The following is a 22,356-nucleotide window of genomic DNA, read 5'->3' as shown; positions in this document are numbered from 1 at the left end:
GGCACCCTTGCCCAGCAATCAAATATGTTCAAAAAGGTTGTGCGGATCTAACGGTCGCGTGCTGGGCGTGCCCCGCGACTTACGGCCTAGGGACGAGTAGAGATGTACGATGTCATAGGGCAGGTTTGCTTCGTTCTTCTATATAGTTGCGCAGCTTTTCGGCGTTCTGCCAGATGGTTCGTGATCCAGGTTCTTTTCGCTAAACTTATTCGCCCAGCCGACTCAGCCTGCGTGCGAATATCTGCGCTGCCTGCTGCCGCTCCGCAACGGCGCGGTGACGCTGAACGCGGCCCGACGGTTTAGACTAGGCAGTCGCGAACCCTACTGCGTTGGCTCAATCGAGCAGCCACAATTGCACGGATACGAGCCGATGGCCGAGCCACTCCAGCGGAGATCGATTGTGCCGAGACCCTTCAAGCCTCGATCCTCAGTACGACGATCGTCCTGTACTGGCTTCGGAAAGCCGATCAGCCATCCGGCCTTCTGCAATTTTGCGATGGACGGTGCTAGCGGATGCTTATAGCTGTTCTTGTTTCCAAAAGACATTGCAGCGCGGGCCGTCGATAGGTTTGGCTTTGCGGGCGCCTTGCCCGGAGCCCGTCCGCCATGGTGGGATACGACCAATGACGTGATCGACCGCACTGAGCGCTTCAAGGACGGGATGTCGGAGTATCCGGCGTCACCGGGCAGCAAGATTGGATCGTCCTGGTGGTTTGGCCCATTGACCCATACGGCGATCCCGGAACGATTGAAGTTCCCTGTCGATCCCGTGCAGCGCTCGAGCTCGATCGCTCCCTTCTTCAGAATGCCTTTTCCATTCCAGATCAACAGGTTTCCATTTTGAGCAATGCTGCTCGCCATAGCGGATTGCGGGCCGGGTCCTATCCTCTGAAAAGGGGCGATCCAGGTTCTGTTGAGCGCTGTCGTAAACTTGTTGGCGGCATGAAAGTGATCGTAGTGCCAATGAGTAAGCACCACCACGTTCGTCCTTAAGACATATCCCGGTCATTGCAGCCGGCCATGTGCCGGTGTCCGCCAGAACGCCCGCTCCAAGATCAATATAAGCCAATACCTTCTTCGATTTCGTAACCAGCGCGTTGGCTGCGCCTTGTCCAACATCCAAAACGAAAACTCTCTCGACACTGTCGGCCGGCAGAGCTTCTCGGAGTTCATCGCCTGATTTTGCGTAGGGCGATAAGTCGGTTACTCTCTTCAAGCTGCTTAGAACATGCGGTGTGATACCCGCTTGAGAGAAGCGCACACGCACGGCTGGTCCGTTTATGTTTCCGTATAGATTAGCTGGGCCATGTTCGTCTTCGAATATTTGAAGCTCTAACCACGTCGGAAGCCTGCCCGACCAAAAGTCGAGCCATTCCAGGGCCGCGAGATCTTCGCCGAGCCGTGAGTTGATCTCGATCGCGTAAACCGGGGCCCCCATGGAGAGCGAAAGCCAACGGCCACTGGTCAGAGGTCCCAGAGATGAGGCGTTCTCACCGTCGAACCAGTCGGCGTCGACTGCATCAAACAGCGCATACTCTGACCGATTCCATTCGATCAGTCGCGCGTAGACTCTGCCGGGAACCTTAAAAGCACATTCAGGCAGGAAGAAGTGGTTCAGTCTCATGGGGGATGCCGGCTCGCTAGTTAAACTCGTAATCAATGAATAATTCGCCCGTGGCCGGGATCTTGAATTGATCCGGGAGCTCGCCAGCCGTCTTCTCAGCCTTCGTCCCTTGCGTGGCCACTTGATCGCTCCTTGCCAGTTGACCTTCCATTCGCCCGCGCAGAGCGTCCAGCAAGGGCTCTCGAGGAACCTGGTTGTATGCGTGGATCTGAGTGGAGCACATCCCAACGCAGCCGAGCCTCATAGCTGCTACCGCATCCTTGGGCGTCGCATTTGCACTGCCATGATGACCTACCTTGTAGAAGTCGATCTTCCCCAGGATCGACTGGGCATTTTTGGTCAGCTCGGTATGGCCCGGGGTTCCATACGCCCCGCCGTACAGAAAGTTTTCCCAGTTGCCCCACTGGGCGTCACCGGCAAACAGCAAATGCCTTCCTCGAAAGCTGAACAGGACAACGAGGCTTTGGTTGTTCAAGGTGTTATCCGCCGCCTTGGCGCGAGCCGCTAAGACGTCGGGCTGCGCGCCGTCGATCAAGCGGATTATCGTCTGATCGTCATAAATTCTGAAAGCGTCATTGGGATAGCCGTTCTTGTCGGTGCAAAATGCCTTGGGAAACGGTCGCACCACTTCGTCATCTGTCTCGATCTCGTCAGACAAATACTGCTGGTTCACCTTGGTCATTTGCGAGATGAGCTTGGGATCAATCGGCGGACCGAGGATCTGGGCGGATAGACCGGCATCAGTGAGACTCTTGGGCAAGATAGGCTGGTCGCCGGCCTTGTAGTAATCATGGTCCGCCTCGTTCTTGAAGCCTCTGTGAAGGACGTCCAAGGCCTTTTGATTTTTTGACCCACCGCCGGCGGCTGCCATCCCTCCGGTGATATTGTCGACCATATCCTTGAGCATCGGCGAATCACTGCCGCCTCGCGCGGCGAATCTCGCCGAAAGATTATCCGCCATCGCAGTGAGGCTCGCCTGAAAGGCCATCGCTTTGTCGTTCTTTGGATCCTCGAACCAAGGCATCCAAACACGCTCGACCGTGAAGCCGCTGAAGATGTCGCTACAGCTCGCAAAGCCCGATATGTGGTCGGCATGTCGATGCGTCATGATGACGAGCGCGAGCTTAGAGCCGCAATCGTTAGCCATCTGCTGCACCGCATCCCGGATGCTCCCGAGGTCCTGCGCGTGAACGCCGCAGTCTATCAGAACATGCTCGCTCGCCCCGCCGGCCACCGGCACAGTCAAGAGAAAGAAATCGCCAAAACCAACTCGAAACATTCGTACCCGTAGCCCTCGGGCGCTCTCGTTTGAAGAAGGATCGGTCGAAGGCGAGCTCGTGTCCTTCCCGCGCGGAGGCATCTTCGCGGCCTTGCCGCCCTTCCTGGCAGGTGCCTTTGCCGTCTTGTTCCGAACTTTGGGGGCGGATTTTTTCTTGGGTGCCATGATTAAGCTCCGGCGTGCAGTAAGCCGAAATCAAGCTGGAAGCGTGCGTCGTCTCCTGCTTCGCCGACCTCGCCACTTTCAATCTTGGGGCTGATCGCGCGGCCGCTCGAGGCATAGTATGTCCGCACGCGATCCTCGCGCTCAGCGCTGTGAAGCTTTGCAATCACAAACCGTATTCTCGGCGGCGGCCTCTTGTCCGCTTGCGGCGGGTCCTGAGAGATCAGCAGCGTCACGCCGTTCCGCATTGGAAAAGTACCTGAGCCAGCATCACCGAACGGCGTTCGCACGGTTTGGACCAATTCAGCCACCATATCCACAAACAGCCGACCGTCTTCGCCCATGTGAAACATGGGATGAAACGAAAGTGCCTGGATTTTGCCGAGATTCTTATCAAACCCGAGCAGGTCACCGTACTTCTGCGCGTAGGCGCGCAGAACGTCCCCGTTATTGTCCTTCTCGGACTTGGTCAATCCGTTCGGATCGCCGAATTGAAGTCCGTCGACGGTCGGGAGCGCATCGCGCCGGACTTTCGGCCAGAACAGGGATTCTTCAGAGAATGAAGCCGCTCCGTCTGCAATGATTCCGCGCAGGCGGAATGCCTGCATCAGCGCGTCGCGAACACCGTCCGGATCGTTTGGATGCAGATCAAGGTCCGCAGTCAGGACGGCGCGCAAAAAATCTCCAAAGGTGATGTCGACCGGCGGGCAGTAGTCAAGCGCTCGTGCACAAATGACGAAAAACTGCTCTGCCGTATGACTTGCTTCCGCTGCCAGGCGTTCGGCGAGCGGCGCGGGCAGATCGTCATGGTCGAGATTGCCGCCACCAGCGCGATGAATCCGAAACAGATCCGCTGTTCTGCGGATATAGATGGTGAAGTACGCATCGAACACCGCAGCGACCAGGATCGACCCGCGATCGTGAGGTTCCGTCTTGACGTTAATGTCGTTTGAATTGGGCGGTGTGCCGAGCGCGCTGCGGAGCGCGCCGCGCAAACCGACTGCCTCTCCAAACTGGGTCGCGAGGGCGACGAGGGGATTGGCTTTTCCAATCTGCGCCTGAATGTCCGCTCCAGTCGATCCGGCCGAAATTGCCAGCTCTGGTTTGAGGTGCGAGTCGAACAATCGGCCGCCGGTTTTTTCCAAGGTGTCAAGCAGGAACTCCTTGTGTGAGAAGTGCGAGAACAACGCGGCAAGATCTGCGAATGCCTCGTGAAATGCCGGAACGTCGATATTGGTTGGTTCGGTAAAGAAGCTGCGTATGCCGTCCACGATCGCATGCGTCGTCTCGTGCGCGATAATGTCATGCGACAGGCACGTGAAGACGGTCTGCCCGGGAAGATTGCTTCCCGGATTGCTGCGGCTGGCTCTGAAATACCCGAAGAGGATTCCGTGTGCCTCGGGACTATAAAACGCATTCGCCTGGCACATGGCGTGAGGAAATAGATTGAGGCAGCGAGACGCACCGCGCGGAACTGGATCGGCGCTCGCCGAGCGCTTTGTGCCTCGCCAATGAATCCGACGTCCCAGCGCGAACTCGAACCGCTGCAGCGTTTCGCTCGCCACCGCATAGACCATCTGCTGGTGAAAGCGAGGATCTGCCTCGCTTGGTGCGAGGCCCCCGCGGATCAGGAGCCTCGGATCGTTTAGATCGACCGGCTGGTAAAATGTCTTGTTTGCCCCGTCGTAGTCGATCACGGCAAATCGTTCGCCGATCGGACCTGGTTGAACCGCTTCATAGCGCACCGAGGCGGTCATGTAGTTTCCGACAAGCCGGCCTGCGCTGGGGTCAAATGCGTAGACGTTTAGCGGGCGTTCGCTCGGTGTCGGTATCTCCGATGACGTATAGATGTCGGGAGGCGACGAAGCTTGCGGTTGCTTCCCGCTATCGCCCTGATCGCGAACTTCCTCGCAAACAATAGTCGGACGTCTCATCATGTTGCCTCACAATGAGCGAGACTAAGCGGCATTGCGCTGGGTGCGCGCTGCCGCTATCTCGCTGATCCTCAGTATTCGTCGGGAAACGGAAAGCCCGTGGGATCAGTAATCTTTATGTCAAGCGTCGTCTGCAATCCGGGAGGGATATGCTTGCGCAGTGCGGCGTCGCAGATCGCGTAGCCCCAATTCATGAGCTGATTTTGAAGTTTGATCGGCATCCGTTCCAAACGGGTGGCGACTGCAGCCAAAGCAGCGGACTGTCTGGTCGCACATTTCAGTGGGTCGGTCGCGAGCTGGTAATCTGAAAATGAGGTGCGAATTCCCCAGAACGCGCCGGTGTGGTCACCGCGCTTGTAAGCGTCGATCAGGTGTCGCTTGCGAAGACTGCGGACCTGGTTATCGATCGTGTCGAGGATACGCATGGAGTGGCGTACCCAATCGTGATGCGGATCCTCTTCGGGCGCAATCTTTTGGCCGGCATCACTCACCAGCAGCGTCTTGAAGCGTTTGGTCGTTTCCAAGCCGAGATTGTCATAGACCCCGCCATCGCTGAGTACGGCCTGCGTCGTGAACGGAGGACGGTTGAGCTGACTACCGGGCGGCGCTTCTACCTTTTGGCCGATAGGCAGGACCATGGGGGAGAGGATGGGCGGAAAGGCGGATGATGCTGCAACCGCAGTGCAAAGCGATACGTCTGGATCCTTGACCAGGCCGACGAGATAATCGCCCATGTACGGCCTTGAAAAGCGCCAGAGTGCCGAGCTTTGGACGTTGGTCGCATTGATCACAAAGCGGGGAGCCTTGTTTTGCGAATCATCGGGAAGGTCCTTTAGCCTTGCACCCTTGAATAGTACGTCGTCATACGACTGGGCGACCTTTTCGCTGATCGAAAGTGAAGAGAAAATCCCACCGATGACAGCGCCGGCGTCGACTGTGGTGTCTGCCATTGCGCGAATTCGGTCAACGAGCAGACCGAACTTTACTGTTTTTCCGTTGCTAAACTGAAGTTCCTCCCAGAGCAGGCCCAGCACACCTGCAGTGATGGACCCGCCCGAGACACTAGATATCCTCTTCAACTTTCCCAACAGGCCGATCTCGTTGAGCCGATAAAGGGCTCCAACATGGAAGACCATGGCACGATATCCGCCGCCTGAAAGCGACAGGGCGACCCCATCTTCGATGGCTATAGATTGCTTATGCGGATCAATAAGTTCTTCTTCCATTTGAGGTCCCAGCTGCTGGCGTTCTCACAAGGTCAAATCGCAAATCGAGCGGTCACGTCCAACCGCTGGTTTGATCTCGTTCAGCAGATCTAAGCCGTGGGGAGCCTTGCACGGGGAGTGATTGACTGAATAAGCCAGAAAGACTGAGGAATGGACGTGACATCTGAATGGTTCACTGAAAACGTGTGACGCAAAGGCTCAAGCGCGGCCAAAATATCCGTGGCCCCGGCGCTGTTGAAATATGACTCGATCAATTATGTCGGCGTATGAAACCGCTTATGCAGCGTCGCTGCGTAAGATTCAACCACAACGATAGTATTGCATGAGTTGCTCGAGGATTCCAATCAATACGTGTGAAAAAATGCAGATAAGCTGCGTCCGCCTTCGGCTACTTTCGGTAGGACCTGCAAAGCGTGGAGGGGGCCGGGTTTGTGGTAATCGACTGGACTGGCTGAACAGAGCGCATCGGCAGGCTCACGGGGGCGTCAGTGCCTTAGCAGCTCAGCGTGCGTTTGCGTTTCAAGGCATGTGCGTCAAATTGCGCAGAGGAAGACGATTGTCTTCGTGGATCGTAGAGCTTGGCGAATGCGAGGAAGTGAGCGGTTCGCGCTGAAGACAATTCCGGGAAGAACGGTAGAGCGGGACCTTTTAGGACGTCGCTTGTTTGGCTCTTTCTTATTCGAGACGAAGCTCGCCTTTGGCCAGATTGGCCGGCCGCTTCTCGAGGTTCTCATCGCAGATACCGCCTTCCGCGCCTTGGGCTCCTTGCGTAGGCACGGCTGCGGTTTGAAGCGAGCGATATCAAGGCAAGCATTGCCATCAGGATCGAACGAAATGTTCGAGGCCCTTCGTGTTGCCCGCCGGGCTGGATATGCGTGTGATCTGCCGCGCTAAGTAGACTGAGAAAATTCATTTGATAGTTCTGGGGATTAGATGATCAATGCACTTCGCGTGGCAAAGACAGCCAATTTTCACAGTCTGAAGCGAGCGCTGAGCAACGCCGCGGTTGATGATCTTTTCCGGCGGATTCGCGCGGGGCAGCCATCCGCCTCCCAGAATGTTTTCCACCATCGCCGCATTTTGGCGGGGGCGACCTATTGGTCAGCGATTTCCTTTTTTTACGAACGCCCATCGGCGTTCATGTCCGAGGAGGCCGGCATTCGGGAGCGGATTTGTGGGTTCCTCCTGCTGGTCGAGCACCGAGGCCACGTCGCCATATTCAAGTCAAAGCTTGATCTCCCAGCCGAATTCTCAACGCGATACTTCGCGCGGGTGCCGTCCGAGCGGGTCGACATCGCCGTCGCGCGTAATGACGCCGTGTTCGAAAAGATCCGGCTCCGCAACATGTCGATCTCAAAAGACGTGATGCGAACCAAGACATTTGAGGCTAGCGATCTAAGTAACGTCGTGGGACCGGCCGGGGCGAGCCGTTACGTGCCACAAGGTTACACAGTCCGATCGAACGCCGGCCACTATTCGACAACCCCTCGCACGGGCCGGATTGGTCAACGATCCGATCGTGTCGGCCACCAGGACTTGATCGATTATGCGACTTCCGTAATTGATCAGCTGGTCGACGCTCAGGGAGCCCCAGCCAGATTCATCGGTACATTCGCCCGTGCGATTGACTTGTCGAGCATCCAAGGAAGCGTCAGTCCGACTGCGTTTGCGGTTGACCTAGCTAGCCTGACAGACGCCGTCCACGAGCGACGTGATATTAGGTTGGTGCGTAAGAGCAACGAGAACTATGTCGTTCTCTCAAAGTCGGAAATCGACCAGGTGTTATCGGAATTGGACTGCGTGCTAAAGGTCGACGGCCAAGGTAAGCTGCTGGATCTGGTCGATAGCGCTACCAGCAGCAAGGTCGGTGCCATAGCGATCAATCAGAGTCGGATTGCGCTGCGCGACCTACGCCTTCCTCTTGGCGCCGATGTTGAGATTGAAGATTCGGATCGTCCGCTGGGCGAAGATCCAGATCGAATCTCGCTTCGACGTTACATTGAACGGGAGGATTATTTCATCGTATTGTTCGACTCGCCCTCGCTGGCGTATATAGACGGCACTCTGTTCAGGGATGAGGGGTTCGGCGACGGTGGCGTGGCTTTGCTACGTTACTTGCGCGCGAACGCCCTCCTCGGCGGCGTTGTCGACGAGAAGGGAAAGTTTACGGCTGCACATGCGACGTTTGATTCCGATTCAACGTTCGGAGTTATCGAAAAAAGTGTCGCTGATGGAGACGAAGTTCTTGTATGCGACGATTTGGGCGACGAATGGGCGGACTTCATCGGGCTGAATAATTCGAGCAGTCCACCTCGCATCACCTTTTATCATGCTAAGCACGGGCCGCCTTCGCTGGGCGCCGGTCCGTTTCATATTTCGGTCAGCCAAGCTATCAAGAATTTGCAGCGCATGAGCCTGCCGGCAGATGCGATGGGAGCAAAAATCCGCCGGTGGGAAAAGAATTATAGCAACGGCGGGGCAACGACCAAGATCCCGCGGACCCTCCGCGGAAGCGTAGGTCAGCTCGCCACGGAGTTTGCACGTGCGCGAACCGCTCCCGATGCAATCCGCCGGGTCTTTATCGTGACCTCATCGCTCAGCCGAGGTGCGGTCGAAGCCGCTCTTGCGCGCGTTAAGGCAGGTCACGCGGCGGACCCATATTTCGTTCAGCTCTACTGGCTTCTGATGTCGTTTTTCTCGGCTTGCACGGAAATGAATGCGCACGGCTATGTCGTTTGTCAGGATTAGAGAGCACGCATTCCCTCAGCGACATGATGAGATGGTCAAGCTGCACTTCGGCTTAACCCGGCCGGCTCGTTCTAAATTGGGGCGTTCAGAAGCCTTGGTCGGCTGTCGCGTTGTAGAGAAGAACAGGGGAGAGTGCCGCTGCCACACTGACTGGTTAGACAGCCGCGGGCCATGGCAATCCAGTATCGGATGAGGGCAACTGCGTACCCTCAATTGCATTCATTTCAAGAGTAGTTATTGCGTGCCTCACAACCTAGCATAAACTCTAAGCCATTTGTCATTTTATCTCGATTTCAGGAAATCCATATGTTCGGTCGGATCACGGCCCGTTTCGGGTCACTTGCGGTATTTCTGTCCATCCTTGTAGCGTCGCCGATCTTAGCCACGTCAGCATCCGCCAACGACCTGCCGCAACGAATGAGGTTGCCGGTCGGCAGCTACTGGATTGGGGGTGGCGGAGGCGGGGACCTCCCGTCGGGGCACCTGGGGCTGAACCGCACGGCCAATACCGACGGACGTTCCACCTTCAGCATGCCCGCCTATTGCATCGACAAGGGGCGATCGGCACCGAACAGTGGTCACCCGATTACAGCGTTCAGTGGTGACGTCCGAATTCAGCGGTACGAAAAGGGCCCGCTTGTCGCAGAGAAGCCATTTGTCGACGCCATTTCAGGACCAACGCCCTGGGTCTTTGTCTCGGGGCAAGACGATGAGGGCAAAGAGGGATCTCCAATTAGAATTGCGATCACCCCGCTTGATGGTCGCTACGACTACGCGGTCCACGTCCAGGGCTTGGCGATTGCAGGGACCGACGCCAACGATGTTGCCAAGGCCTCACAGGAGTGGAGGGGCAATGAGGGAGTTCTGAGGGTCTCCAGCGCCTTCGATGTAATGAGGGCGATCGTTGCATTGGCACCAGATCCATACGAGACTCTCGATAGAATTGAGAACGTGAGGCAGGGGCTGGAGTGGCGCTTCTTCGGAAGCCAATCGTCCGGTGCAGACGTGGCGGGCGCCAAAGTGAATTTGCCTGTAGTGCGGGCCGCAGTTGACCGCCTGATGGCAGCGGATTTTGCGCCCCGAGGCCGCGCGTTGAAGGCGCGCGATCGTGGCGACTGGATAACGTTTGCAAAGGGCGGCAATGTTCCAGCTTCCGAGGGAGAGCAGCTTTCGCGAGTGTTGTCTGATATCGGCACGGAAATCGCTTTGCCGGATGACATCGATCAGCCCGAAACTCTTTCGATGCTTGCAAACGTCAACAGACTGATGGCTCTGGATCGCGCTCGGGCGCTTCAACCTTCTCGAATAATTTCTGCTGAGAGCGAGGTCGGTCTCGCCTCAGGGCCGAGCATTTTGCGGTCGTTTTACGCCACCCGGACCCAGGGCGGTCAGTCTTTCGCAAAGGCGCTTCGGATCGCAGCTTACCAGCGATTTAATCCGCTTGATGTGGCAAGCGGCCAGGTTGAATACGATCTTCTGCAGGACTTGCAATGCGCGGCTGAATTGGATCGGGAGGATGTAGCCGCAGGCCTTTTGGGCGGCAGGCTATTCGTTCGTAACGAACAAGCTGCAGCCTTATCGATTGCTCCGCTGCAGGCTTTGGCTCGTCAACTGCATCTCTACGCTGACGAATTTGGTAAATCGCGCAAGGTGAAGGTGTCGAGCAACGATACGCATATTTGTTTCCAGTGGTTTGATGATCATGGAAAGCTAAATACAAAGAAGATACCGCGAGAGGAATTCGGAGGACGCTTCGTGTCAAGCTTCGGTCCGGCCGTATTCATCACAGACGGAAGTGATGGCGCTTTGGATGAGTTGCTCAGCGCGGCCGGCGCCGAGGCTCAAAATCTCGTTAACGCGAGATTGCGGCTCGCTGCAAGTTCTGTCCGAATGCCGACAGGGAAGCCTGGCAAAAAGCCCGATGTTGAGATCGTGCAGCGAGCGGGGGCAGGGGAGCGCTCCACGGACGTTTCCATACTCGAGCTGGACGGAAATGGTGATGCAGGCGTGATTAAGCTGGAGGATGGATCCATCGTCATAGTCGATACCGGACGAAGCCGCGACATCGTCCAGCAATTGAGGAAGTTTCTCGTTCGGAACTACAGGAATGAGAAGCCGCAGATCAAATTGATCATCACCCATTCGCATCAGGACCATATCGGTGGGCTTGACGCTCTCATTGATGCTGGGTTCCGCATTGATGAGATTATCGTCGGCAAATCCATGCAAGACTTGGCAGACGATGGGGTTATTGCCAATCTACAAAAACGCTTGAAGAGCGCGGGATACAACGACAAATCGACAGATTCAATCGGCCACTTCGTTCGCGACGGCGTAACGCCTTGGATTAATCTAGAGAATGTAGTCGAAAGAGATGGAGTTGAGACCTTCACGCTTTATCCCGGCAACGATACGACAATCACCCTGCATCATGTGTCGGACAGCAAAGAGCCGAACGATGCTGGGATCGTGGTCAAACTCGTCAATAGGGGGACCAGTTGGCTTTTGACCGACGACATAAGCGCAAGTACTATGAGGACAATGCTTCTCTCCCTGCCGCCGGGATCGCTGTCTGCAGGCTATCTGAAATGGCCACACCATCTGTGGTTTCCAAAAGAACACTCCACTCCGCGCGCCGACTTGAACCGCTTCCTCTCAGCGGTCGCGGCGCATACATATGTCTTTTCGAATAAGGGCCATGTCTCACATACTAGCCGACGCTATAAGGATATCGTCACGTTCATCCATTCAGCTTTCGACAAGGACGTGAATGCCTTGTGGACGGACGAGTGGAAATCGAACTTGGTATTTCGGTAGCGGCGCAGTGTGCTGACGGCGACTATTAACTGCGTGATTCATCGCCACGGCTGTTGCTATCCCGGGAGTTAGATAAAAGAACCCGCGGAGGAGCGAGCGCTCGTGGAAATTTTGAGCAGTGATCCGCAGCTGCGACGATCTCGCATCGTGCATGCATCTGATTGTGCCGAGCACAAGGAGATTTCGTCAAGGCTTTAGCCCAAGAAGGACGAGTTCATTGAGTTAGCGAAGTATGGGTTCGATGGAGTAGCTGACGTGAGACTCTCCGCGCGACTAAGGCAGGGCTGTTCAAATGGATACCAATGAGGCTGCCCCAGTGCGCGCATGATACCTTTTCAGGTCGATCCGCCCATGGCGCCAAGGTAGCTGTTCAGCGCCCCGGGGCGCGGAAGTAAGGGGCAGGTATGAGATGACTCAGTTGGCAAGCGAGTTGATGCGTCGCGCGCCAGAATTCAAGCGCAAGGGTGCCAACGAGATGCGAGCTGATCGATGCAATACTTTTCGAGCTCTTGGGTTGGACCAAAGAAGATGTAATGAAAATGTGGAATTGGATTTCCGCGATCGGTGTAACCATTGAATTCGTCGGGTTCGCGATCCTGGCGATTGAAGTCTATCGGACGCTCAATTCCGATATTCTCGATAACCTCCAAGTCGTCGCTGAGAAGAGCGCGGCCGATTCTATGGTCGTGGACGACGAGAGCGGTCTGCACTTTGACGGAGGGCAAATCGGTAAGTTGATCGAACAGATCAATGTTCGGCAGGTTTCGTTGCGGAGCCGCAAGAGCCTCATCAGAATCGGTGCGATAATTAGCGCCGTCGGCTGCATTGGCCAAATCGTCGGTAGCTTTGGCCAAGCCTGGACCGCAAATTGACGGTGCGTCTACCGTGAATCGGGCCAGCGATTTCAGAACAAGACTCCGAAGCGTCGGTTCAGGGCCAAGCTGCCCGATGATCGAAGGCCGGCCATACGGTCGAACTGCGATCGACTTCGTCCATGAGCAGTTGGCGACAGGTACAAAGCTTCGCGAGCTCACGATCATCGACAGCACTTTCCTCGCTCGCGGCTCGCACCTTGTGTTGTGTACGTCGAGACTTGTGTTCTGTACGTCGAGAGGGGTGCCGGCGCAAATTGCGTCGCCGGAAATGCTGTCATTATAGCCAAATTAGAGGGACGGTGCCGTCGGCGTGGCGATCGCGGATGCCGCTGCAAGCCATCGATTGGGCCGGCGAAAGTGCCAAGCCCGGTGCGCGGTCGTCATGTTTAAGTGCGTGGGATCGTCAAGAGCCTGCGCATTGCGCTGCAAAGAGCCTCGCCGTTCATGTAGCTGAGGCTCCGGTCTTGCTTGCCGGCGATGAACCATTCGGTTTCAGCGCATAGCTGTTTCAGAGCTCCGGAATTGGGGAAAAAGAGGTCAGCATGACTGATTGCTCCGCAACGCTGGACGAGACAGCTAGCTAGCCTTGCTCTTTGAGCGAAGCAACACCCCACGCAGGTGGATGACAGGACTTCCGCGTCCGATATCTGGCTGCTTTTCTGACTTCGAACGATACTGCCGGTGAGCGCGTCGCATTGCGGCGTCCGCACCTTCTTCGGAGCAATGGTCAAGCGCGCGTGAGCGCAGAGGTCAGGTTACTTTTTATCAAGAGCGAGGTGATCGCGACCAGCGCCAGGTCCTCACTCATATGCATTCATGCAACCGACACAAATCGCAAGTATCGGGAACTGATCGATCGAGACCAGTGCATGGTCCCGCCGCTACCCGTTCCCGTCATTGACGCTCGGATCGCGATTGAGCACTTCCGGCCGGCGCGCCGCGCGACGGGTTTCACTTATCGCACCTCGAAGGACAGATTCAAGAAGCTGCTGATCTCGAGCGAATCGTCAATCGCCATGAGCGTTCGAGGAAGACATCTTATGGCCAGAGGCTGCGCGACGCACTCATATGCGTCTCGTCTGATCAATAACGCACCAATGTCGGTCGACAACAACTTGGAGGGAGAGTGGTCGATGGTGTGGATTTTTGCGTTCTGCGCGAACGAGCGAAGAAAAAGTGCGCCAAGTCGACAGATTGAAGCGGGAAACATCGATGTCGTGTTCTTGGCTGTCTGCAACGAAAATCTCTTGACCGTTCAACAGAATATTCGATAAATCGCGCCACTACTGTAGGTTAAGTTCTCAATTTCTAGCGCGGTGCTCGATAGGTGTTGCTCGTCGGCTTGACGGCAAGCCTCTCGCAATCTGCGGCGCAATGCCTTCGACGAGCGAGTTCGTAAAATCCTGGGCTACTTCACTCGCTCAGGACGATCTCCGATAGACAGTAGGAAATTGACGCGATGACTGTGCGCGAGCAGCTGTTTACATTGTTGCGCAACCTCCGGTGGATTGCCGTTCTCTCGGTGGTCATTTCAATTTTGCTGTACCTGCCAGATCAGATTCAGGAGCTCTACCGGATAGCAGCTGACGACATCGGGTTGATTACGCTCAAGGAATTTGTCGCCCTTGGGGTGATTGCGCTAACGATTTGGGCAGCCGCTTTTCAGCTTACCGCGGCAACCCTGCCTCACATCCCCCCGGCCACGGGTCGCCTAGCCTTCTATATAAAAGCTGCTCCCGTTGTGCTCGGAGCGCTGCCGATAGCCGCCGCGATGGCAGGTCAACTCGCCTCACGGCCGGCTGAAAAGGTCGGTGAGGTCGAGGAAGTCGGAAGCATCTTCCGCATTCAGGACCAGGCGCTCGCCTTCGAGCGGAACATGCTTGTTATCCTCGCGTTCGCGATGTTGATCCTGCTCGCCTCGTTTGTCGTCTTTGCTTGGCGGTTGGGATCGAAAGGTCGTTCGACTGCGCTCGCGAGTCGGGCGAACATTGCTTATTTCACACGATACAGATTTCTCGCGCTCACGATCGTCGTCATCGCCCTGTTGACGACCGGGTTCGTTGTGCTCCCGGACCGGCTTGCGCAATTCGTCGGATCGTTCGGCGTGATCGCGCTCTTTACGATGTGCGTGGTCGCTCTCACCACTCACTTTGCGCTGCTGACGATCAGGTTCAGTTTCCCATTCATACCAGTTGTGTTTGGAGGTTTATTCCTGGTTGCCTCCTTGCTCGGAGGCGATGGTCACGGCCTGCGCGCCTCGAAGGAATCAACTACCCAACCGGAAGAAAAGCGCTTTGCTGCAGTTGAAGCATTTCGTGAGTGGCTTCTGCAAAAACCGCGTGTTGCCGAGGCCAAGAGGCTCGGAGAATATCCCGTATTCATTGTGGCCGCCCAGGGCGGCGGTATCTACGCAGCTAACAATGCGGCGCGCTTTTTGGCCAGGATGCAGGATCTCTGTCCGGCATTTCGGCAGCATCTGTTTGCGATAAGCGGGGTTTCCGGGGGGAGCGTCGGTTCGGCAGTTTTCGCGGCTGCGCTTCATACCGACAATGCGCCACTTGATACGATCGCTCCCGACGCAAAGACATGCCCGAAGATCGCGGACTTCCTGGCCGGCGTCGGCCGGGCCGAGGATATCGATGCCTCTGGGCCGGTCGAACAGCGCGTTGCAAGCGTCTTGGAGACGGATTTTCTTTCGCCCTTGGTCGCCGGCTTTCTGTTTACCGATTTCACCCAGCTGTTTTCTCCAGTCGCTATTCCCAGTTTCGATCGCGCGCGTTTTCTGGAATACACGCTGGAGAATGCTGCAGACAGAATGCTCAAGGCCCAGAAGGGCGCCGGTGATCAATCCAATCTGCTAAAAGCCGACTTTCAGTCACATTGGACAGCTTCCAACAATATGCCGGCGCTGTTGTTGAACACGACAGATGCCGGGAGCGGCAAACGCGTTGTTATCTCGCCCTTCGATATCGACCCGCTACACGCGAAAGACAAGGACCTTTGTATTCTCTCGAGCGTTGATCGCACAGGCAGCGGAGCCGATCAAACCGTCAAAAGCCACTCGTTGCGAATTCCGCTTAGCGCTGCGGCCTTTACGAGCGCGCGGTTTCCGTGGGTGACGCCGGCCGCGACGGTCTCTTTGAAGAATGATTGCATGACCGCCAATTCGCAGGCGCGCCTGGTGGACGGCGGATATGTCGAGAATTCCGGAATAGAGACGGCGCTCGATCTGATTGAGCGGCTCAACAGTATCAGGGGCACGTCCGATGCGCCGAAGTTTAGGATCTATCTGCTGTCGCTGGTGAGCGGTCAATTCGGAGACCACGGCTCCTTCATGTTCGGTGAGCTCATGGAGCCGGTGCGGGCGCTCTTGAGCACGCGAAGCTCTCGAACCTATGTCGCGCTCAATCATGCGACCAATATCGATCGTCGCCCGGAGAACGACCTCACTTCCAGCGTGCAGCGCTTTCCAACGTTCGGACGGATCGACATAACAGGCAGGTTTTACAACCTGCCGCTTGGCTGGACGCTATCTCAGAGAACCGAAGATATCATCTCGCTGAGCAGTGGCCGCTTCTGGGATTGTGTGCCGAAGGACGATTTCGATCAATCCCGCAACAAGCAGAGCAATGCTGATTGCCTGCAAGTAAAGTTGTTCCATCTCTTGAACGGATCTGTGGCGTCCGCCTTTGAAACGCTGAGGGATGCCAAGCTTGCCCAGGCTGCTTACGCCGATGAATTGAGCAGGGAATACAGGCCCGCTCCAAAGATCAGGCCGCAGCCGCTACTTGCCTGTTATGAGACGAAGTGGTTGCAGGAGCGTGGCTATCAGAAATACCAGGATAAAGTCGCTACGTACGAGCAACAGCTGGCGCAGTCGATCGAGGACCATTCGCCGCCTCCTGCACCTGTGCCGCCATATCGAAAGAGCTATATGGCTTAGTTCCAGGCCGAGCAAGTCAAAGCCTTGCTCGAGGAATGGGACCGTATCGAGGAGACCGATCCGCGGATCTTGGCCTATATCCTGGGCGCAATCTCCTACGACAGCGCCGATTTTACCCGCAGCAGCGAAGACTTCTCTTATAGCGCGGTCTCGCAGCTGCCGGCCAAATGGCAGAAGCGAATAGTCAAGAACAACGCGGACCTCGCGGCCGCGAACAAAGCGTCCGTCGGCATGGACGCATTGCTTAATCATCCCAAGGATTTGGCCAACTTCGTTCTTGGTTATGAGGGCAACCCATTCGGAAACAAGGTCGGAACGGATGACGGTTGGCTGTTTCGTCCACGAGGAATGTATCAACTGGTCGGGCGCGAGCAATATCAGGAAGCGCAAAATCAAATGCAACAGATCGAAGAGCTGGCGGGACTTGATCTTCTGGCACTTCCCGACGCCCTGCGTGACGCGAAGATTTCAGCCAAGGTGGCTTTCGCTCACTTTCGGCTTCATCCCTATCAGAACCGAACGCTGCTCGAGCTTCTTAAGGATCGTTCGATGGACTGGATCGCCGTGCGCGCGTTGCAAACGGACATGGAGCACGGCCCGGCCGCAAGAGAGCGTGTCAATGCAAGAAGCCAGATGTTTCTCGGCTGCATTGAAGAGGCGTTACATCCGACGCAACTCAAAGCATTGCAGAGCAAACTCTACGGCAGCGAGTGAACACCCCGATCCACCTAGGCGGCACGCCGCGTGCGGAGATGATGTGGCTGAAGGCGGCTTTTCTACATAGGTTTTCGTTTCTCCAATCTGACATGGGAATTGCCGACGATGGCAAACAGTAAAATGCGCCGGTCGAAGCTTGGTCGGCTGTTTACAAAACTGTCCGCAGCGGGGCTGATATTCGCCGTTGCTTTCGGAACAGGAACGGCCATTGCCCAGACGCCATTAAAGCCGCTTTCGGCCAACGACGTGTCTATCCTGTTTCCTCCACCCAAGACACCAGCAGACCTCGCTGGGCTGATTGCGGTGTCCGATCTCGCCGGTCCCACTGGAGCTCCGCAGCGGCTGTTGTCCGACGAGGATTTCGCACGCTTCATCGCTAACGCCGAACATCCAGAACGCGAAGGCGTGCCGGACTCGGGCGCGCGCCGCATTCAGCTGCCTGACGCCGTGAAGAAGATCGATGCCTGGTTCGTTGCAGGCATCCGGATCGACCCGGGAGCACCGGGATTATCTGCTGATGTCATCGCCCAGTTTGGCCGCCAGCCGCAAATCCGCCTGATCATTCAGCCGGTGACCAATGGACCCCAAGGGTTCAAGGTCCATGACACTGCCGGTCACCTTATCTTCAGTTTCAACTTGGTATCCGATCCACCTCTTGATGGTTGCGCGCCGTTCCCGCGCTTCAAACCTGATGACGAAGCCTTCAAGGCGATCGTGCGGGACGTTGCGTCTATGCGTGATCAACTCGCCGCGGGAAAATTCGGCAATGCCAAGGTCTCGACTGCCGGCGACATGAATGTGCACCCGGGACTGCTCGGTGCCTCCGCAAAGCCATTTCGTGATGCAGTCAAAGCTTTCTTGGAAAAGCATCTCTCGCCGCAGCGTCTCAATACCATGGCTGTGATGGGGATTTCACCGCCCGAACCCTGGGTGTTCGTCTCGATGCTGAGGGTCCCCAAGGCCGGCCTAATACCGGTGCCTGGCCCGACGCTCGATGGTGCCCATGCCGCACAGATGTTCAGCATTGTCGGCGAGACGCACGTCGTCCCGCGGCCTGTCACGAATAATGAAAATCCAGTGACTTGTCGCCACGCTGCGCTGCAGAATCCTCCTCTGCCGTCCGCGGATCGTAAGGGCGTTTCAACAGCCGATTTCATCGATGCCAACGTCCCCAATAGCCGCGTTCTCGAGATCGTCAATGTCATTGCGGATCCGAAGAAGAGCCATTTCTTCAATACGGACTGCGTGAGCTGTCACACCGAAACGGCGCAGCCACTCAAAAGGAAAGTGCAAGGCTTCACGGTGCCTGGCGTGAACCGAGCCGTTCTACCGAAAGAAGACTGGAATGTTCGCAATTTTGGTTGGTTCCCCTCATTCCTGCATGGTGGCCCAGCGGCCGCGACCATCACGCGACGCGCGGCAGCCGAGACCGCTGACGTGGTGAGCTTCATCAATAGCCAATTGCTGAACAAGTAGTACGGGCCATCGTCGGCCAGCGCGATCGCGCAGCAGAGGACGCCATTTGAGATCGAGGAGGGTTGCTATGGGGGCACGTTCGTTCAGCTCTTGGGTAGGTGGCCGCTTAAGGCGGTGGCCTCATATCGTCGGTCTCTTGTTTGCAATCGTGTTCGTAATTGTGTTTGTCGCGGCGGCGTCAGTAGGCATCACGGCGTATTTCGCGCCGCAGAAGCTTCGCGATACGGCGCTCAAGATCAAGAATGGCGCAAATCTGGTTGCCCAACTGCTGCCGGCGACGCTGCCGGCGCCATCGAAGCTCGATGGCGCATACTGGCTGCCACAGAACTGGAGTGCGCGGCAGCGTTACTGGTTCCACCACACGTCTCAAGGCACGGCGACCATTCCTGTCCCCTATCGATGGTTCCTGGCTCTCGAACGTCCTGAGTTGTCCACTCATTACACGAGCTTGACGGACGATGAGTATCTGAGACGCCTCGGTTTCATTCCAAGTCCGAGCTCGAAGGACTTTGCCGCTAACGCACCTGCATACGGCTACCACGAGGATGCGTCGAAAGACGTGAGCTCCACTTGGACACCAAGTACGCCAGACAATCCAAATGGCTTGCCGGTAGGCTTCGCAATCCTGAAGGGAGGCATCGATCCGACGACGGGAGCATTCTACGAAGATCAGATCGGACTAACCTGCGCCGCCTGTCATACCGGTCATCTCGAGTACAAGAATGTTAGCATCCGCTACGATGGTGGGCCGGCAATGGTCAATCTCGGTGAGGTTGAACGAGTCATTGGGCTGTCGATGGGCTATACGCTAAAATTGCCATGGCGTTTCGAACGTTTCGCCGACCGGCTGGAAAGCATTGAAGGTCGAAGCATCGACCGCAAGAAGCTTCGACGTGATCTGGAGCTCGCACTTCGAAAGATCGAGAAGCAGAAGATCGCAAGCGACAATCTTCTGTCGGGGCAGGGCGTGACGAATCTCGACGAGGGATTCGGTCGGCTTGATGCCTTGAACCGGATTGGCAACCAGATCTTCTATACCAACTTTCTGGACCCTGTGACCGGAGAGCTCCCAGATCCGCTTCTGAAGGGCAACTTCGCGCGCAATGACGCGCCTGTGAGTTTTCCGCCAATCTGGGACACGCCGTACTTCCTTTGGGCGCAGTATGACGCCTCTGTTCTCAACGAGCTTGTTCGCAATTCCGGCGAGGCGCTCGGCGTCAGTGCGAAAATCAACATGAAGGCGCCGGCGACCGGACGGCCGCTTTTCAAATCATCCATCCATCTATCGGACATTGCACGTTTCGAGGAGCTTTTGCGCGGTACCGATCCCTTTTCGTCGACGGAGGCAAGCGGCAGGAAATTCAGCGGGCTTGTGGCGCCCCGTTGGAAGGACGCGCAGGACAGGTTTCAAGGCGACCCGGCCTGGGCCATAGACGAAAAACTCGTTGAGAAAGGTCGCGATCTTTATCGCTCGCACTGCTTTGAATGCCACCGAGGACCGGTCAATGACCCCGCGTTTGACGCCAAGTGGCCGGAAGAGTCATTCTGGAAGCCGGAGAACCCGGATCGATCGGCCAAGGGCGAGAAGAATTGGGTGGAGATCGGCGGACGCCATTATTTCAATGTGGTTCAGCTACCGGTGAACGTGATCGGCACTGATCGTCAACAATCCAACGTGCTGACGACGCGGCGCGTTCACTTACCCGGCTCGGTCGGTCTCAATCCGATCGAGGATCTGAACAGAGCCTGGGGCTGCGGCCTTCCAGCCGATCGAGCTGCCAATCCCTTGTTCGTGCTTGCGCTGATGGACGTGGTGGGCAAGACGATTGATCAATGGAACATTGCGAACGATTCCTCCGAACAAGCCAAGCAGCAGATGTGGGGGCCGAGAAAAAACTGTCAGAACCCGCGAGTCTATGTTGGAGCGCGGGCGAGCCGTAGCGGCAAGGACGAAGATGTCCTCGCTCTTGAACCTCAGTACCGGGCGCGCCCGTTGGATGGTGTCTGGGCAACAGCTCCGTATCTGCACAACGGGTCCGTGCCGACGCTGAAAGACATGTTATTGCCGCAGGGCCGGCGGCCGAGTTCTTTCTGCGTTGGCAGCCGGACGTTCGATCCAGTCAACGTCGGACTTGTTACGAAACTGCGAGCGAACGACGCTTGCGCCGCCGGCCTGACCGACTTCAACGTATCGCTGCTTGGCAACAGCAATCGCGGGCATTCGTTCGAGGGCAAAGAAACCGACATAACGAAGCTGCCGCCGGGGGTCATCGGTCCAGAATTGACTGATGCCGAACGACGGGCCCTTCTTGAGTATCTGAAGACGCTGTGACGGAGCTGTTAGCACCTCGAAGCTGAGCGCTCGCCATCAGAGTGTCGACCGAGCCGATCTTTGGGAGGGATACCGTCAACGTACACTCGCCCCGTGCTGCGAACATGTGATTTTGCGCCTGGGGTGGGAGTTGCTGGACTTCATTACGCGGATCCGGGTGATGGCGCCGGTCCGATGTCCTTTGGTGATGATAACTCGACAGGTGCTCCCGAGCGCGAGCTGGGCGTGCTGATTGCGCAGACATCTACTCGGTCTGTGAACCAGATCGCACGCGGGCCATCTGCGTGATCGACGGACCTACGTCGGGCTCCCGACGTCGAACAACTCGCCGATCATTGAAGAGGGGCCGCAAGCGGATATCTGAGCGCATTTCTTCAGTCGCGAGGTCCCGCTTGGCGCCGAGAAAACCAATCGCACGGTCGAACGATTTGTCCGAATGTATCGGCAATCTCGCCAAAGACTACCAGATTGATGACACCTGGCGCCGTTTATTGTATGATCGCGCAACCGTAAGTAAAGCAGGTCAGAAAGCCAATTCGACGCCCGTAACGCCGGCCAGTGATGATATTTATGTCGTGAAACTCGCGTTCGCAGTGTAGTCATTGCGCCGCTTCATTGGAGGAGACCTTCTATGCTCGACTCCGAAACGACTGCTCGTCTCCGTCGCGTTCTAGATGAGGTTTGCAAGGAGTTGCCCCCTCACGAGACCGGCACCCGAACGACATGTCGCTTCCAAAATTCTAGAAGCCGCCACTCAAGGCGAGACATCCGCTGAAGTCCTTCGGCAAGTCGGACAGAACGCTTTGACCAGCGCTCCGTCGATGTGGCTTCAGCAACGTCATCGTCGGTATTCAACCGAAAACAGCGGTGCCAGCGAACGCAATAGCTCAACCAAGCAGGATTAAGCACGCCGATCCAGATCCGATACCAAGATCACGCGGAGCTGGGAGCATTGACGCGACATCTGGAAGCCGGAACGGCTAGGCGCGAGAGATGACAAGGATCGCCGTAACGGATTCACTTCAGGGACTGGCCAGCGGGTCTCGCGAAGTTGGAGCGCAGTGGCATCCGCGACTGACCAAGCCTACCGCAAGCAACGTGGGGCATCGAGAAGGCCACCGGCGTGAGCTAGGGTAGACTATTCTGGATGAATAAGATGGCGCGGAAGGGCCGGAGGTGCCGCAAAGGCGAAAAGGTTGGGCCTGATGATGTCGCGTCGATGG

12 protein-coding genes are annotated in these 22,356 nt (G+C 56.6%); 7 read left to right on the top strand and 5 right to left on the bottom strand.

Annotation, left to right across the window (positions count from 1 at the left end):
* Positions 1-679: 679 nt before the first annotated feature.
* The 4 genes from J2R78_RS08010 to J2R78_RS07995 all read right to left on the bottom strand — a co-directional run bounded on the left by J2R78_RS08010 (position 680) and on the right by J2R78_RS07995 (position 6,225).
* On the bottom strand, positions 680-1,624 hold the full coding sequence (locus tag J2R78_RS08010) for a hypothetical protein (RefSeq protein WP_253603751.1): 945 nt from the start codon (positions 1,622-1,624) through the stop codon (positions 680-682).
* 16 nt (positions 1,625-1,640) lie between these two features.
* Positions 1,641-3,068, bottom strand: coding sequence for an MBL fold metallo-hydrolase (locus tag J2R78_RS08005; protein WP_253603749.1), 1,428 nt, complete (start codon positions 3,066-3,068; stop codon positions 1,641-1,643).
* A 2-nt stretch (positions 3,069-3,070) separates the two neighbouring features.
* Complete coding sequence (locus tag J2R78_RS08000; RefSeq protein WP_253603747.1) at positions 3,071-4,822, bottom strand: peptidase M4; 1,752 nt, start codon at positions 4,820-4,822, stop codon at positions 3,071-3,073.
* A 248-nt stretch (positions 4,823-5,070) separates the two neighbouring features.
* Positions 5,071-6,225: a patatin-like phospholipase family protein gene (locus J2R78_RS07995; RefSeq protein WP_253603745.1), complete on the bottom strand. Its 1,155-nt coding sequence runs from the start codon at positions 6,223-6,225 to the stop codon at positions 5,071-5,073.
* A gap of 933 nt (positions 6,226-7,158) precedes the next feature.
* On the opposite strand from J2R78_RS07995, the gene J2R78_RS07990 reads away from it, so the two are divergent.
* Together J2R78_RS07990 and J2R78_RS07985 are read left to right on the top strand one after the other, a co-directional pair.
* Positions 7,159-8,973 (top strand): hypothetical protein, encoded by a 1,815-nt coding sequence (locus tag J2R78_RS07990; protein ID WP_245313803.1) that lies wholly within the window; start codon positions 7,159-7,161, stop codon positions 8,971-8,973.
* A 306-nt stretch (positions 8,974-9,279) separates the two neighbouring features.
* Positions 9,280-11,790 (top strand): MBL fold metallo-hydrolase, encoded by a 2,511-nt coding sequence (locus tag J2R78_RS07985; RefSeq protein WP_069276435.1) that lies wholly within the window; start codon positions 9,280-9,282, stop codon positions 11,788-11,790.
* A gap of 452 nt (positions 11,791-12,242) precedes the next feature.
* Here the strand turns inward: J2R78_RS07985 and J2R78_RS45290 are convergent, their stop codons facing one another.
* Positions 12,243-12,839 (bottom strand): hypothetical protein, encoded by a 597-nt coding sequence (locus J2R78_RS45290; RefSeq protein ID WP_375166998.1) that lies wholly within the window; start codon positions 12,837-12,839, stop codon positions 12,243-12,245.
* A gap of 695 nt (positions 12,840-13,534) precedes the next feature.
* On the opposite strand from J2R78_RS45290, the gene J2R78_RS07975 reads away from it, so the two are divergent.
* The 5 genes from J2R78_RS07975 (at position 13,535) to J2R78_RS07955 (ending at position 21,133) form a co-directional block, all read left to right on the top strand.
* On the top strand, positions 13,535-13,939 hold the full coding sequence (locus J2R78_RS07975; protein WP_253635999.1) for a hypothetical protein: 405 nt from the start codon (positions 13,535-13,537) through the stop codon (positions 13,937-13,939).
* Positions 13,940-14,124: 185 nt separating this feature from the next.
* Positions 14,125-16,608 (top strand): hypothetical protein, encoded by a 2,484-nt coding sequence (locus J2R78_RS07970; protein ID WP_253603741.1) that lies wholly within the window; start codon positions 14,125-14,127, stop codon positions 16,606-16,608.
* A 69-nt stretch (positions 16,609-16,677) separates the two neighbouring features.
* Entirely contained in the window at positions 16,678-17,322 is a 645-nt protein-coding gene (locus tag J2R78_RS07965) for a hypothetical protein (protein ID WP_253603739.1), read from the top strand.
* A 108-nt stretch (positions 17,323-17,430) separates the two neighbouring features.
* On the top strand, positions 17,431-18,801 hold the full coding sequence (locus J2R78_RS07960; RefSeq protein WP_253603737.1) for a hypothetical protein: 1,371 nt from the start codon (positions 17,431-17,433) through the stop codon (positions 18,799-18,801).
* Positions 18,802-19,066: 265 nt separating this feature from the next.
* Positions 19,067-21,133 carry a di-heme-cytochrome C peroxidase gene (locus J2R78_RS07955; protein WP_375167112.1) on the top strand — a complete coding sequence of 689 codons (2,067 nt, stop codon included), beginning with the start codon at positions 19,067-19,069 and terminating at the stop codon, positions 21,131-21,133.
* The last annotated feature ends 1,223 nt before the right edge of the window (positions 21,134-22,356 follow it).

It is taken from the genome of Bradyrhizobium sp. USDA 4538, from assembly GCF_024171045.1.
Lineage (GTDB): Bacteria > Pseudomonadota > Alphaproteobacteria > Rhizobiales > Xanthobacteraceae > Bradyrhizobium > Bradyrhizobium australafricanum.
Note: the sequence above shows the minus strand (reverse complement) of the source record. Positions and strands in the feature narration are given on the sequence as shown.